This window comes from Actimicrobium sp. CCC2.4, assembly GCF_034347385.1.
In the GTDB taxonomy this organism is placed as follows: Bacteria; Pseudomonadota; Gammaproteobacteria; order Burkholderiales; family Burkholderiaceae_D; genus Actimicrobium.
In genome coordinates this window covers 398,415-413,433 of record NZ_CP133777.1, presented here as the reverse complement: position 1 = coordinate 413,433, position 15,019 = coordinate 398,415, and the positions used below count along the sequence as shown (strand labels likewise).

General features: G+C 61.9%; 13 protein-coding genes. 10 read left to right on the top strand and 3 right to left on the bottom strand.

The features are described from left to right. Positions 1–47: 47 nt before the first annotated feature. A complete protein-coding gene (gene mnmC / locus RHM62_RS01945) occupies positions 48–1,712 on the bottom strand; it encodes an FAD-dependent 5-carboxymethylaminomethyl-2-thiouridine(34) oxidoreductase MnmC (protein WP_322123908.1) in 1,665 nt (554 codons plus the stop codon). After that, entirely contained in the window at positions 1,705–2,289 is a 585-nt protein-coding gene (locus tag RHM62_RS01940; protein ID WP_322123907.1) for a DNA-3-methyladenine glycosylase I, read from the bottom strand. The genes mnmC and RHM62_RS01940 overlap by 8 nt, the downstream gene beginning before the upstream one ends. A gap of 141 nt (positions 2,290–2,430) precedes the next feature. Between RHM62_RS01940 and RHM62_RS01935 the strand changes: the two genes are divergently transcribed. Both RHM62_RS01935 and RHM62_RS01930 read left to right on the top strand, forming a co-directional pair. Then, positions 2,431–4,611 carry an ATP-binding protein gene (locus tag RHM62_RS01935; RefSeq protein WP_322123906.1) on the top strand — a complete coding sequence of 727 codons (2,181 nt, stop codon included), beginning with the start codon at positions 2,431–2,433 and terminating at the stop codon, positions 4,609–4,611. A gap of 70 nt (positions 4,612–4,681) precedes the next feature. Beyond that, positions 4,682–5,932 carry an Hsp70 family protein gene (locus RHM62_RS01930; protein WP_322123905.1) on the top strand — a complete coding sequence of 417 codons (1,251 nt, stop codon included), beginning with the start codon at positions 4,682–4,684 and terminating at the stop codon, positions 5,930–5,932. 57 nt (positions 5,933–5,989) lie between these two features. Here RHM62_RS01930 and RHM62_RS01925 read toward each other — a convergent pair whose 3' ends face one another. Beyond that, positions 5,990–6,829, bottom strand: coding sequence for a thioesterase family protein (locus RHM62_RS01925; RefSeq protein WP_322123904.1), 840 nt, complete (start codon positions 6,827–6,829; stop codon positions 5,990–5,992). A gap of 154 nt (positions 6,830–6,983) precedes the next feature. On the opposite strand from RHM62_RS01925, the gene RHM62_RS01920 reads away from it, so the two are divergent. The 8 genes from RHM62_RS01920 (at position 6,984) to RHM62_RS01885 (ending at position 15,017) form a co-directional block, all read left to right on the top strand. Further along, positions 6,984–8,561, top strand: coding sequence for a methyl-accepting chemotaxis protein (locus RHM62_RS01920; RefSeq protein WP_322123903.1), 1,578 nt, complete (start codon positions 6,984–6,986; stop codon positions 8,559–8,561). A 200-nt stretch (positions 8,562–8,761) separates the two neighbouring features. Beyond that, positions 8,762–10,342, top strand: a complete 1,581-nt coding sequence (locus tag RHM62_RS01915) for a PAS domain S-box protein (protein WP_322123902.1) — start codon at positions 8,762–8,764, stop codon at positions 10,340–10,342. Further along, positions 10,332–10,973, top strand: coding sequence for a response regulator transcription factor (locus RHM62_RS01910; protein ID WP_322123901.1), 642 nt, complete (start codon positions 10,332–10,334; stop codon positions 10,971–10,973). The genes RHM62_RS01915 and RHM62_RS01910 overlap by 11 nt, the downstream gene beginning before the upstream one ends. A gap of 178 nt (positions 10,974–11,151) precedes the next feature. Beyond that, complete coding sequence (locus RHM62_RS01905; protein WP_322123900.1) at positions 11,152–11,502, top strand: hypothetical protein; 351 nt, start codon at positions 11,152–11,154, stop codon at positions 11,500–11,502. A 188-nt stretch (positions 11,503–11,690) separates the two neighbouring features. After that, the gene (locus RHM62_RS01900) at positions 11,691–12,566 is read left to right on the top strand and encodes a YihY/virulence factor BrkB family protein (protein WP_322125291.1); all 876 of its coding nucleotides are present in this window, start codon (positions 11,691–11,693) and stop codon (positions 12,564–12,566) included. Positions 12,567–12,623: 57 nt separating this feature from the next. Continuing rightward, positions 12,624–13,751 (top strand): acyltransferase, encoded by a 1,128-nt coding sequence (locus tag RHM62_RS01895; protein WP_322123899.1) that lies wholly within the window; start codon positions 12,624–12,626, stop codon positions 13,749–13,751. A gap of 67 nt (positions 13,752–13,818) precedes the next feature. Beyond that, a complete protein-coding gene (locus RHM62_RS01890; RefSeq protein ID WP_322123898.1) occupies positions 13,819–14,049 on the top strand; it encodes a DUF6139 family protein in 231 nt (76 codons plus the stop codon). Between the two features lie 119 nt (positions 14,050–14,168). Then, on the top strand, positions 14,169–15,017 hold the full coding sequence (locus RHM62_RS01885; RefSeq protein ID WP_322123897.1) for a C13 family peptidase: 849 nt from the start codon (positions 14,169–14,171) through the stop codon (positions 15,015–15,017). Positions 15,018–15,019 lie beyond the last annotated feature (2 nt).

Sequence of the window (15,019 nt, the reverse complement as noted above, 5' to 3'; positions counted from 1 at the left end):
CCGCATCGCGGTCCGTTTTGCATTGAGCGCACGGTTTGTCGTGCCCATCACCCGGATGACTGACGCAAGGCCTTCAACCTGAATCGTGCCGGATCGAGCGCATCGGCCAGATCGCTTTCGAGTGGCAAGGGTTCGCCTTCCAGCTGCGCCGCCAGTAATTCTGCTGCCAGCGGTGCCCAGATCAAACCGCGCGACGCGTAACCCAGCAAGCCATGCAATCCCGGCCAGCGCGGCACGTCGCGCAAGCGTTCGACACGGCCGGTGGCGGTCGTGACCGGCAGCGCTCCCACCAGCGGCAAACGATCCGGCGCCACGCAGCGAAACCCGACCCGGCCCGCCAGCGCAAAGCCGGATGCATCGGGCCATATGCCGGGCAGCATCGCCTGCACCCGCTGCAGATTGTCGTGCTGGCCGGACCAACGCAAGGCCAGGTCGTCGTCCACGTCGTAAGTCGCACCGGCGCAGCGCACACCCTGCACCGGCGGCGTCAGATACCCTTCGCGACAAACCACCAGCGCCGGCGCAGAAGGGGCCGGTGCACTGACATGCGTGACCTGTCCGCGTACCGCCTGCAGCGGTAAGCCGGCCAGTTGCGCGAAACCGGTCGCGCCATTGCCATTGGCAAAAATCACCGTGGGTGCCTGCGCCAGCACAACGCCGTCGGCGTCAATCAATTGCCAGTCGTCACCGGCGCGCTGCAAGCTTGTCACTGCCTGCTGGTAGCGCACCGTCAGTTGTTCACCGCATGCCGCCAGCAGCGCGCGGCACACACCCGCCGGATGGGCCCAGCCACCTTGCGCAAATAGCCAGCCGCCTTGCGGCGTCTCGCAATTGAGCAAATCGCCAGCCTCGGCGCTGTCGAGCCAGCGCGCATAGCGGGCCGGATACTGCCAGCGTAACGCGATGCGCTGCTGCGCCGCCGCGTGACCGGCATCGCGTGCCAGTTGCAGCACGCCGCAGCGCTCGCCGTCGAACAGCGGTTGCGCTAGCGCCGACCAGCGTCTTACCGCAAACAGATAGGCCGCGCGGCTCAGACGGGACGCCAGGTTATCGTCTTGCGACAAGACCGGCATCACGATCCCGGCCAGATTGCCGGAGGCTTCCTGCGCGACATCCGCGTGACGCTCCAGCAGCGTCAGACGCCAGCCACGCGCTGCCAGCCGTTCGCAGATCGCCGCACCGGCCAGGCCGGCGCCGAGCACGATGGCGTGACGCCGGGCCGTGGCGGGTGTCTTGCCGGCCGGCCGGCGCGGCTGATAAGTAGCCTGCAAGGGCGACGAAAACAGGAAGCCGGCCTGCTCGAGTGCCGCCACCGGTGACGCCGCCGACAAGTGCAGACTTGCGTGCGGTGCGGCCAGCCGGGCCAACCGTCGCGCTACCGTGCCTGCGGCCAGCGGATCCACCAGGAATGCATCGACTTGCGCCACGCATTGCGACAGGCAGGTAGCAAGGTCGCCGATCATCAGCGTCAGACTGATGCGCCCTTCGTCGAGCAGCAAGCGGTGAAAACCGGCCACGTAATCCGGCCACGCCGCGCGCAAGGCATGTGGCTGGCCAGCCAGTTGGTCCGCCGTGAGCGGCTGTGCGAGGAAGGCCAGGTAATGCAGCGGTCGCGTCGAGGACTGGCACTGGCGCAGGAAGGCCTCACCGGTACCAAAGCAGGTATCGAGCACAACGCAGCGGTCATCGACGAGGGGAAGGATTTCAGGCATCGCAAGAGGATATGCCAGGCGCGCCACCGGCATGCAAATAGCAATCCGGCGCATGGTCGTTGACCACACCTATCCCCTGCAGATACGCGTACACAATCGTCGTTCCGACAAACTTGAAACCGCGCTTGAGCAGGTCTGTCGAGATCCGGTCCGACAGCGCCGTCCTGGTCGGTGCCGGCACCATCCCGCCCTGCACCGGCACGCCGCCGACGAAGCTCCACAGATAAGCGTCGAGCCCGCCCGCCTCGTCGCACAAGCGCAGATAGGCGCGGGCATTCGTGATGGCGGCGGCGACTTTGAGCCGGTTGCGCACGATGCCGGGATCGGCCAGCAACTGCGCCACCTTATCGGCATCGTAGCGCGCGATCCGGTGTGCATCCCAGTCATCGAAGGCCAGCCGGTAAGTCTCGCGCTTGCCGAGGATGGTCGACCAGCTCAAGCCGGCTTGCGCGCCTTCGAGGTTGAGCATTTCAAACAGGCGTCGCTCGTCATGGCACGGCACGCCCCATTCGTCATCGTGATAGGCGACGTACAGGGGATTACCGGGGGGTACCCAGGCACAGCGGGGCAGCGTCATCGGTACGGCCTCCTTCAAAAAATCCGGATTCTACTTTCGATCACCCTGCGCGAGCGATCACCTCTACTCTTTTCAAGCCTGCCGGAATCTATTATGGTGGCTTGCCGTATATGCGGCACCCCGACCCAGGAACAGGCTGCAATGACCCTTCGAATGCGGCTTTTTTTTCTGGTGATGGCAGGCATCGTTCCGGTGCTGGCAACCCAGGTGTACAACCAGACGATGCTGCGCCAGGAGCGCCGCATCGAAGCGCAACGCTCGGTGCAAATGGAAGCCAAACTGGTCGCCAGTGAACTCGAACAGATTGCCGCCGGCATGCATAAGTTCCTGCTGGCCATCGCCAACAGCACGCAAATCCGCCCGGAAGCGGCCGGCTGCAATGCTTATCTCGCGACCCTTAATGCGCAGTTTCCCGGCTCGCTATCGATCGGTGTCTCGGATACGCGCGGCGACGTGTACTGCTACGCAAAACCGTTTTCGCCCCGGTCGCTGAACAATGCCGACCGGTCCCACTTCAAGCGATCGCTGGAGACCGGCAAGTTCGCCGTCGGCGACCTGATGGTTGGCAAGGAGACCGGCAAAAGCGCACTCGGTTTCGCTTATCCGTTACCACGCGACCAGCTCGATCGCGCGCAAGGCGTGGTGTTCGCCTCGCTCAGCGTCGACTGGCTGGCCAGGCATCTGGCCCGCAATCCGCTCTCGCCGGGACACACGCTGACAGTGGTCGACCGGACCGGTGCCATCCTGATCCGCTTGCCGGAGCACACACAAACCGGGACGCATGTACCGCCGCAATGGCAACGCATTTTCGAGGCCGCGAAACCGGTGGTGCTAATGAGCCGCGATCCGATCAGCCAGACCGAGGGGTTCTTTGGCTTCATGCCCAACGCCTCGTCGGCCGAGGGCATCGGCGTGATGGTCGGCATCGATGCCGCAGAAGCGATGGGGCCCGCCAACCGCGCCCTGACACGTGCGCTGACGGTAGCGGTGATCGGCATACTGGCGGCCTTCGGCATCGCCTGGCTGATCGCACGCTTCGCCATCGAGCGACCGCTACAATCGCTGCTCGATGCCGCCCGGCGCTGGAGCAGCGGCGACTATACGGCGCGCAGTAAATTGCGCCGCTCGCCGGTCGAAATAGCGCGCCTGGCCACCGCCTTTGATGCGATGGCTACCTCGCTGCAGTTGCGCGAAGCCGACCGCGCCAGTAACGAACAGGCGCTGCGCCGTTCTCGCGATGCCGCCCTGCAGGCCAACCGCTCGAAGACCCAGTTCCTGGCCGCCGCCAGCCATGACTTGCGCCAGCCGCTGCACGCCCTGTCGATGGCCGTGGCGGTGATGCAGGCGCGGCACCCGGCCGACGCCGACACCCCGCACATCGCACGGATAGGCCGCTCGGTGCACAGCCTGTCCAATTTGCTCAACACGCTGCTCGATGTCTCGCAACTCGATGCGGGGTTGATACAACCGGTTCTGGCCACCGTGAGTCTGGCTGCGCTGTTCGATGAAGTGGGCGAAGAATTTCGCGGTTTTGCTGTCCAGAAAGAGGTCCGCCTGCAGATCATGTCGACCACGCTAACCGCTCAGAGCGATGGCCAACTGCTCGGTCGTATGGTCAAGAATCTGGTGTCGAACGCCATCAAATACACACCTGCCGGAGGCAGCGTGCAAGTGCATGCCCACGACGACGGCCAGCACATCCTCGTCGTGGTGGCCGATACCGGCATCGGCATCGCGGCCGGCAAACAGGAGGTGGTATTCACCGACTTCATCCAGCTCGACAACCCCGAGCGCGACCGCAACAAGGGACTCGGCCTGGGCCTGGCGATCGTGCGGCGCATGAGCGAATTGCTGGCGCATCCGGTCACGCTGCAATCAATTCCGGGGACCGGCTCGATCTTCACGGTCAGCCTGCCGTATCCGACCGGCGCCACCGGCAGTCTGGCAGTCGCCCGCACCGACGCGCACTACACCGGACGCATCCTGCTGGTCGAAGATAATCCGCTGGTCGCCGAAGTGACCACCATCCTGTTGCACCAGTGGGGTGCCCGGGTCACCGGCGTGGCCTCGGGCGAGGCGGCCATGATCTTGCTGCAGGATCCGGCGATGCAGTTCAATGCCGTCATCAGCGATCACCGCTTGCCGAACATCACGGGCACCGACGTCGTCAAGGCTGCCCTGGCGCGCTGGCCGGCGATCCGCGCGATTGTCATCAGCGGCGATGCGATGGCCGGCATGCGGCTGGAAGTCGAGGCGCTCGGTGCCGTGCTGCTGCAAAAACCGGTTCAGCCGGAAGCGCTGGCGCGCGCGCTGCAAGCGTAATTAGGGCAAGACTTTCAGTCTGCGTTCGACTATGATCTGCGGCCCTTTTCCGGTTGATGAAAGTAAGTTCATGGCGAATGCTTGTGGCGTCGATTTTGGCACCTCCAATTCCACGGTCGGCGTGGTCCGCCCCGGACATCGCGCACTGCTGGCGCTCGAAGACGACAAGCTGACGCTGCCCTCGGCGGTATTTTTCAATGCGGAAGACGAGCAGGTCAGCTATGGCCGTGCCGCACTGGCCAATTATCTGGCCGGGTACGAAGGCCGGCTGATGCGCTCCTTGAAAAGCCTGCTCGGTACCGGCCTCATCGATGGCCAGACCGAAGTGCTCGGACGCGCCCTGCCGTTCCGGATGTTGCTGGGCCAGTTCATCGGCGAACTCAAGCGCCGTGCCGAAACCGCCAGCGGCCAGTCGTTCCAGCATGCGGTCATCGGACGCCCGGTGTTCTTCGTCGATGGTGACGCTAAAGCAGATCAGCTGGCCGAACAAACGCTGAGCGATATCGCCGGCGCGGCCGGGTTTCGCCAGGTCGCGTTCCAGTTCGAACCGATCGCTGCCGCCTTCGACTACGAGTCGCGCATTGACCGCGAAGAGGTGGTGCTGGTGGCCGATATCGGCGGCGGCACCTCGGACTTTTCGCTGATCCGGCTGTCGCCGCAACGGGCCCGCCGGATCGATCGCCGCAGCGATATCCTGGCCTCGGGCGGTGTGCATATCGGCGGTACAGACTTCGACAAATACCTCAGTCTGACCTCGGTGATGCCGCTGCTCGGCCTGGGCAGCCGGCTCAACAATGACAGCGAAGTGCCCTCGAGCTATTACTTCAACCTGGCGACCTGGCACACCATCAACCTGGCCTACACCCAGAAGACCTGGCTGCAGCTCAAGGACATTTATCGCGATGCGCGCGAGCGTCCCAAGCTGGATCGCCTGCTCGACGTGATTCGCGAACGCAGCGGCCACTGGCTCGCCATCCAGGTCGAGGAAGGCAAGATCGCGTTGTCGGAAGCCGAGTCAGTCATCCTGAATCTGGACCGGCTGGCACCGCGCGAAGAACTGACGCTCACCCGCGATGCGTTCGATGCGTCGATCGCGCGCCTGATGGGCACGGTCGAGAGCACCGTGGCCGACTTGCTGCGCACCGCCGGGGTCGACGCCAGCGCTGTCGATACGGTGTTTTTTACCGGGGGTTCCAGCGGAGTCGGCTCGCTGCGCCAGCGCATTGCCCGACTGGTGCCCGATGCCCGCCAGGTCGAAGGCGACCTGTTTGGCAGCATCGGTGCCGGGCTGGCACTGGATGCGTTGCGACGCTTCGGTTAGATCGGTCACAATCAAATCGCGTGCAATCAAATTGCTCGCGATTTGATTGCGACCGATTTATTCCTTGAACCAGACAGCCTGCTGACTGGTTGCCAGCAACCGGCCTTGCGCACTCCAGACGTGTGCGACCTGATCCGAAAACCCCAGATTAAAGATTTGTCCCTGCGCCACGCCCAGCACCGGCGCGCTGCCCTGCTGCGCGAGTGTCGCTGCATCAGCATGGAAATGGATATTCAGCGACACCGTCCCGATCGGTACCATCTGCGCGCGACGCGAAAACAGGCGCGGAAAAAAGGCGTCGCAGATTGCGGTCAGCGAGGCAAAGTCCAGCGGGCGCGGCGGCTTGTCGTTGATCCACAAGTGGGTCAGGCTGTCCGGGTTGTCGCCGGCCCCATCGACACCGCGCAAGCCACCCCGGGCAAAGCGCATGTCGTAGCATTGCGGCCAGCGCACTCCCATGATGTCGCCAACCGGCGTCAGCGTGTCTGCCGCGACTACCTCCGGCATGACGATTTCGGTGGCCGACCAGGTCGGCCGGCGCAATGCAAACACCGCAATCGCATTGATCACGCAATCGTCGCCCTGAACCATGTCGACCGACCAGTGCTGGGTACTGCGACTGCTGCGCATCAAACGCACCCGCACCTCGAACCCGCCGTCGCGCACCGGACCGGCAAAATTGACCGTCAGCGCCACCGGATCGCCCAGCCGTTCGGGCTGAATCAGCAAAGCCTGCAAGGCGGTCGCGGCCGTGACGCCGCCGAAGGGACCGATCATGTTGGCGTAATCGGTGCTGGTATGGCCGTGCCAGGTGCCGTTGGCTTGTGGCTGAAGAGCGATGGCGCGGTCGAAAATATGCGGCACCGAAGTAGCGTGCTCGAGGTGCGGCTGGGACATTGTTACTCCGTCATCAACTGTTAACAGGGTGCCAATCATAGCCGGACGATGGCCCGGCGTACGCAGCCGATTGCTACTGAGTACGGCAAAAATTCGTTTATAGTCGGTCCCGAGCGAAAGCAAACTCACCATAAAAAAGCTCGGAGACAACACAATGAAGATATCCAATTTGCGCATCGGCACCCGCTTGTCGATCGGTTTTGGCGCTGGACTGGTCCTTATGCTGGCCGTTGCAGCGGTCGGTCTGACCAGCCTCGGCGTGCTGAACAAAGCCACCGAACACCTGACACGGGATCAGGTACCTACCGTGCTGCTGGCCTACCAGATCCAGGGCGCCGTTGATCGCGGCGAGCAGGCGATGCGCAACACGCTGTTCCTGCTCGATCCGGGCAAGGTCAAGATCGAAGCCGGTATCGTGACCGGTGCCAACAAACTCATCGCCGACAATACCCGCCAGCTTGCGGCGCTGCTGGTCAGCCCGGAAGACAAGCAGTTGCTCGGCACGCTAGCAACGACCCGCGACAAATATCTGCTTGGCCAGGCCGAATTCATGAAGGCCATCGCCGAGTACAAAAAGGAGCAGGCAGCCGACTTCCTGATGAGCGATTTCCGCCAACCCCAACAGGCCTACACGACAGCCCTGGGCGCGATCATCAAGCAACAGCTGCAGCGGGTCGATGCGTCCGGCCAGGACTCGGCGCAGGCGTATCTGATTGCACGCAATCTGATGTCGGCACTGGCGGCGGTGGCGCTGATCCTGACATTGGGTATCGGCGTGGTCATTACGCGCAGCATCGTGCTGCCGCTGCACGCCGCCGTAAAAATCGCACGCCGGGTGGCCGATGGCGACCTGACTGCAAAGATCACCGTGCGCAGCAGTGATGAAACCGGCGCGCTGCTGCAATCCCTGAAAACCATGAATGACAGCCTGATCAGCACCATCACGCAGTTGCGCCATGGTGCCGACACGATCGCCGTGGCAACGCGGGAAATCGCCTCCGGTAATGCTGATCTGTCCTCGCGGACTGAGTCGCAAGCCAGCTCGCTGGAACAGACCGCGTCGTCGATGGAAGAGCTGACCGCGACCGTGCGCCAGAATGCCGACAATGCACGCCAGGCTAACCAGCTCGTGATCGCCGCTTCCGATCTGGCGCTCAAGGGTGGTGGTGTGGTCGGCGAAGTGGTCGGGACCATGTCGTCGATCAAGGAGAGCTCGCGCAAGATCGTCGATATCATCGGCGTCATCGATGGCATCGCATTCCAGACCAACATCCTGGCGCTGAACGCCGCCGTCGAAGCCGCCCGTGCCGGCGAACAGGGTCGCGGGTTTGCGGTGGTAGCGTCGGAAGTGCGCAGCCTGGCACAACGCTCGGCGGGCGCAGCGCGGGAAATCAAGACCCTCATCGCCGACACCGTCGGTAAAGTCGATGCCGGCAGCAAGCTCGTTGATGACGCCGGCCAGACCATGCACCAGATCGTCAGCTCGGTCAAACATGTGGCCGACATCATGGCCGAGATCACCGCAGCCAGCCAGGAACAGAGCACCGGTATCAGCGAAGTGAACCAAGCCATCTCCCAGATGGATGAAATGACCCAGCAAAATTCGGCCCTGGTCGAACAGGCCGCCGCTGCCGCCGAAAGCCTGCAGGACCAGGCCGTGGCACTGACCCGCGCCGTGGCAATTTTCCGGCTGGCCGATGACAGCCCGCCGGTCTTGCGCCTGAGTGCCTGAGTGCCTAAGTGACTCTGGTCAACTTGCCAAGCAACCGGTGGTAGACTCCCTGCGTTAATGGTGAGTAACATTCCGGGCATTACCGATGGCGGCTGACACCTCATGATCGTCAGGAATCATCGGGATTCGATGCGCCGGGGCCCCTGCCGGCGCACTATTTGCCGGCATCATCGCGCAGTCAATCCAACCACAAGGTCAGTATGTTTGAGGTTCTTCAGTTGCCGTTCGCCGAAGCGATTATCAGCAATACCACGGACGGCATCGTGATTTGCGACATGCGCTTGCCTAACGCGCCGATTATTTTTTCAAACCCGGCGTTCTCGATGATGACCGGCTATTCGCAGGAAGAAGTACTCGGCTGGAATTGCAGTTTTCTGCAAAACGACGATAACGAGCAACCGAACAAGGCCTTGATCCGCGCGGCCATTCGCAAGCGGGAACCCATCTGTACGCTGATGCGCAACTATCGCCGCGATGGCAGCCTGTTCTGGAACGAACTCCGGCTTTATCCCTTATCCGATGCAGAGGGCGGCGACCATTTTTATGCCTCGACCCAGCGCGATGTCACGCAGGCGGTACTCAATGAAGAGATGCTGCGCAGCGGTCGCGATGAACTCGAACAGCGGGTACTGGAGCGCACCGCCGAGCTGGTGCAGGCCAACGCCTTGTTGCATCAGGAAGTCGCGGAACGACGACGCGCCGAAAGCGCCCTCGTTGATACGCGCGCCATCCTCACGATTGCCCAGGGCATGGCGCATCTGGGAAGCTGGTCGTTCGATATGGCCAGCAAAGAAATGCGCTGCTCCGATGAAATTTTCATGATCTGCGGAGAGTTGCCGCAATCTGTCGTGCCGACGATGGCCATGGCACACCACTACGTTCACCCCGACGACCGGCAAAAATCGGAAGCCGAATTCGCGCGCTGCCTGCGTGAGCGCTGCGACTACAAATATGAAAAACGCATCCTGCGCCAGGATGGCACGGTGCGTCATATCCGGGCATGGAACCGGACAATGCTGGATGCGGCAGGCAAGCCGGTCAGGCTGATCGGCTCCTGGCTCGATATCACCGAGCATCGCGAAGCCGAGCAGGTCTTGCGCCTGACGCAGGAAAGCCTGCGCAAGCTGGGCGCGCACCAGGAGTACATCAAGGAAAACGAACGCAAGCGCATTGCGCGCGAAATCCATGACGAGCTGGGTGCGTTGCTGACCGGGATCAAAGCGTACCAGGCGGTGGCGATGGACCAGGTCAGCCGGTCCGGCCACCCGCCTGTCGAGTCTCTGCTGGAAGCAAACCGGCTGGCAGATGAAGCAATCGGTACCGTACGTCGGGTCATCACCGACTTGCGGCCCAGCGTGCTCGACGAACTGGGTATCTGGAGTGCGATCGAATGGGTGGCCGAGCGCATCACGCTAAGGGCCGGCCTGCTGTTGAACCTGCAGATCGACGAGCAAATCATCGATAACGATCTTGATGCAGAACGCAGCATCGCTCTGTTTCGCATCGTGCAGGAGGCACTGACGAACGTGCAGCGGCATGCACAGGCGTCGCAGGTCAGCCTGCAGATCCGGCGCACCGGCAATGCCTTGCACATCGACATCCGCGACAACGGCATCGGTGTGAGCGCCACGCAAATTCACCAGCAAGAGTCGTGGGGACTGCTGGGCATGCGTGAACGGATTGGGCATTTTGGCGGGTCGCTGCACATTTCGGGCAAACCGGGCGCGGGTACCGTGGTCTCGGTCCTGATGCCTTTATCAAGAGTTACTCATGCCACCTGACATCATCCGGGTCATGCTGGTCGACGACCATGCCGTCGTACGCAGCGGCGTGCGCCTGATGCTCGGGACCACCGCCGATATCATCGTCACCGGCGAAGCCGACTCGGGCCAGGCCGCCATGAAACTGGTGGCTGCCCAGGTATTCGACGTGGCACTGGTCGATATTGCCTTGCCCGGCAGGAACGGGCTGGAACTGCTCAAGCAACTGCGCCAGGAACAACCCGGGCTGGCAGTCCTGATGTTCAGCATGTACTCCGAAGAAGTCTATGCAGTACGCGCGTTGCGCCAGGGTGCCGTCGGCTATCTGACCAAAGACAGTTCTGCAGCCGTCATTATCGATGCGGTACGCACTGCCGCGGCGGGCCGCAAGTATGTCAGCCCGGCACTGGTCGAGCGCCTCGCGGAATTGCTGGGTGAAGGCGTGCGGTTTCCGCACGAAGCACTGTCGGACCGCGAGCTCGAAGTGATGAAGTTGCTCGCTTCGGGTGACAGCCTGGTGCAGATCGCCGCCGCACTGCATCTGAGCGCCAGTACGGTGACAACTTACCGCTCCAGAATCCTTGAAAAGACCGGCCTCAAAGGCAATACCGCGCTATCGCGCTATGCCATCGAACATGGGCTGATTGCCTGAACATGGTAACCAATAGTCCAGGTGCCCTGTAGCGATTCCCCGACAAACTCCTAGCATATTCCTGTAAAAAACTGTCCCTGTTTTATGGATTGTTGACTCGGTGACATCGAACCATACTGTCCTCACGGTATGAAAGAAGACCGATACGACGATCAATCACAGTCCCCAGGAGCCGGTTATGACTACCCCCAACAATGCAAAACATCTCGATGCCGTATTGACCCAGATCGATGCCAAGACCGCTACGGAAAAGTCGCTGCCCCCCTCGTCCGATACGGGTACGATCCACACCGATCTGCCTGGTACGGCCCGACGCTCGATGAACAAAATGGTCCAGGTGCAGCAACATGCCGCGCTCCACGAAGAATTACGCAAGCTGCTCGGCCATCTGCATGCGCAAACCATGCTCATCAGCGGCGAAGGTCTGGAAAATTTCTGTAATCACAACGACCAGATCAAAAGCGATTATCTGTGGGCGATGAGCGATACCGCCGAGCGCGCACTGAAATTACTCGAAGACGCCTGCTGATACCGGCTTCGCACAAACGACTTTTTAAAGCAGCGCAATTTCCCGCCGGGTAGAGGCCACCGGCTGTCCTACATGACAACGCGGTGCCGTCCTATAGCAGAAGTGTGTGGATCATTACAGCATGGCAAGCTGCCCGACACTGCCCTTGCCTGCCCATGAAACTACCTCCTCCGCCTGCGGCGTCCCGGATGCGCCTGCGTGATGTCGGCCCGCTGCTGAAAGTCACCTTCACTTCGTGGCTGGATGATTACGCGCCCAGCATGGGTGCTGCCTTGGCCTACTACACGATGTTTTCGATTGCACCGTTGCTGCTGATCGTCATTTCACTGGCCGGACTGGTCTTTGGCGCCGATGCCGTGCGCGGCGAAATCGCCGGCCAGCTGTCAGGGATGATGGGCGAGGCCGGTGCGCGCGCCATTGAGGGTTTGCTGAAAAGCGTCAGCAGGCCGGCCGACAACATCCCGGCAACCTTGCTGGGACTGGTCCTGCTGCTCATTGGTGCCACCACGGTATTCGGCGAACTGCAGGATGCCCTGAACCGTATCTGGCGCGCCCCCCCGCGCAAGGTCCGCAGCGGTGTACTCAATGTCCTGCGTACACGGCTGCTGTCGTTCGGGATGATTCTGGGCATCGGTTTCCTGCTGATGATTTCGCTGGTGCTCAGTGCCGCGCTGAGCGCTCTTAGCCGCTGGTGGGGCCCGCTGTTTGCGCAGTGGGAAACCCTGGCGAATCTGATCGATATAACCCTCGGCGTTGGCATGAGCACCGCTGTCTTCGCACTGATCTACAAACTGATACCCCGCGTGCAGATCGGCTGGCACGATGTGCTGGTCGGCGCAGTGGTGACTGCCGTCATGTTCACGCTGGGCAAGTATCTGATCGGTCTGTATATCGGCACCAGCGGCGTGAGTTCGGCATTCGGGGCGGCCGGTTCGCTAGTCGTCGTGCTGGTCTGGGTGTATTACTCGGCACAAATTTTTTTGCTGGGTGCCGAATTCACGTGGGCATATGCCCATGCCTGGGGCTCGCTGCGCGCGACGCCGGAGCCTGCTGCGACTGCATAAACCGGCGACCGCTGCAAACGGCTATCATGCGCCCTTGGCAATTAATGAAAACCCCGCATGCGCCCCTCCCCGATCGTTGACAATGTGACGTCACCGCGCCAGTTCCGCTCAGTCGATCTGTTGAAGATCGTCGCGGTGCAACTGATCGTGCTGCATCACCTGGCCTTTTATGGCCCGATGTCCGATCAGGTCGAACTGGTTGCGCCGGCGCTGATCGCCTGGCTGGATGACTATGCCCGCATCGCCGTGCAGGTGTTTCTGGTGACCGGCGGATTTCTGGCGGCACGGTCCTTGTCGCCGGCAGGCACACCCGGCATCGCGCGCCCGTGGCACACCATCGGCCGACGCTATCTGAAGCTGGTGCCTCCGTTCCTGGCGGCTACCTTGCTGGCCGTTGCGGCATCGGCGCTGGCCAGTCTGTGGATGACACATGCATCAATCTCGGCACCGCCAACCATCCGCCAGCTGGCCGCGCATGCCTTGTTGCTGCATGGCGTGCTGGGATATGCCTCGCTGTCGGCAGGCGCGTGGTACGTGGCGATTGATTTCCAGCTATACGCCCTGATGACGCTACTGTTGTGGATGTCGGGCGGACTGGCCGCACGCCGTCCGGCTCCCTGGCTGTTGCCGGGACTCGTGGTGGCGCTGGCGACGCTGTCGCTGCTAGTCGTCAATCGCGATGCTGCCTGGGATGACTGGGCACCGTATTTTTTTGGTAGCTACGGACTCGGCGCGATCGCCTGGTGGGCACGTGACCTGCGCCGTTCGCCGGCGACAGCGCGGCTGCTGCTAGGAGCAATCCTGTTGCCGGCAGTCATTGCGCTGATGCTGGATTTTCGCAGCCGTATCGCGCTGGCTGTCGTACTGGCCTGCGCGCTCGTGGTCATCAACCGGAGTGCCATTGGGCTTGCCTTGAACCAGGACCGCCGCTTGGACTGGATCGACCGGTTGGGCAAGATGTCCTATTCGGTGTTCCTGATTCATTTTCCGGTCTGCCTGGTGGTCAATGCGTGGTTCTATCACTTCGCTCCGGCCGCGCCGCTCTGGCAGGGCGTGGGCATGCTGACCGCCTGGATCGGCAGCTTGCTGGCAGGTGCCTTGTTTCACCGGTGGATTGAACTGCCACTTGGACAGCTGTCAGCGTTTGGCCAGCGTCGTGTCGGTATTGCCCCGGCCATCCGGTAAATAGTAAAGGCAACCTTTTGTCGTCACGGGAGTCAGACTCGAACACCCACGTCAACAAGGACACACCATGCGCATCGATTTATACCAACGAGCAGAACCTGAAGGCCACCTCTCCTATCTCGCCGTGCCTGAAGGCAAGGTCATCCCGGAAGAAGTCATCAACACCGAATGGGCCGATGTCGCGCGAGGCATGGAGCTGAACGACCAGCAGGCCAACTCGACGTATGCGATTGATGAAGCCGAGCAACAGATCAACAACAAGGGCTATGCGATCACAGGACTGAACAAGCTGGCCTGACACGCCAGTTGCGACACCGTTGCGCCCGATTGATCTGGTAAGGTTCAGTCATCCAGATTCCTTCGGGCCAATGCGCAATGCCACTTTTTTTCCTCCGATTTTTCTTATGCGCCTCGCTGTTGTCGACGACTGCAGCCGCTGTTGCACAAAGCGATGCCGAACAAACCCTGATCGAGCGGCAAGTCGAGGCCGCACTGTACCTGCAGCGCCCGCTGCTGGACCAGGCGCTGGCGACGCTGGCCCCCACCGACCCGCAGCGCATCGGCATGTATTTTCTGGGCGTTGCCGGCGACGGCACGCAGGAAGTATTCCGGCGCGAAGTCGAATTCGTGCGCAAGCAATTCGATCGTGACTTCGGCACACGCGGCCGCTCGATCATGCTGATCAACAGCCGCAATACGGTGTCGACGCTGCCGATGGCGACCCGCACCAGCCTGCGTGCCGCCTTGCAATCGATCGCCGGCCGCATGGACCGGCAAAAAGACATCCTGTTCCTGTTCCTCACCAGCCACGGCACGCCAAGCCATGAGCTTGTGCTGGGCCAGTTCGGGATGGATTTGCCGGGTTTGCAGGCAAGCGAACTGGCACTGCTGCTCAAGCAACAACAGATTCGCTGGAAGGTGGTGGTGGTGTCAGCCTGCTATGCCGGCGGGTTCATTGCGCCGCTCAAGGATGACCGTACGCTGATCATCACGGCGGCGCGTCAAGACCGTAGCTCGTTTGGCTGCGCCGACGATAATGATTTCACGTATTTCGGGCGCGCTTTTTTCAAGGAATCACTGCCAAAAAGCGATTCGTTCGACGAAGCATTCCGGCTCTCCGATAAGCTCATTACCAGCTGGGAATTACGTGATCGGCAGACCGCGCCGAAAGGCGAAATCATCCCGCACTCGTATCCACAAATCTCCAGTCCGGCGGCCATCATGGCCTATCTGGCCCGCTGGCGGGCGCAGTTGCCGCCGCGGTGACG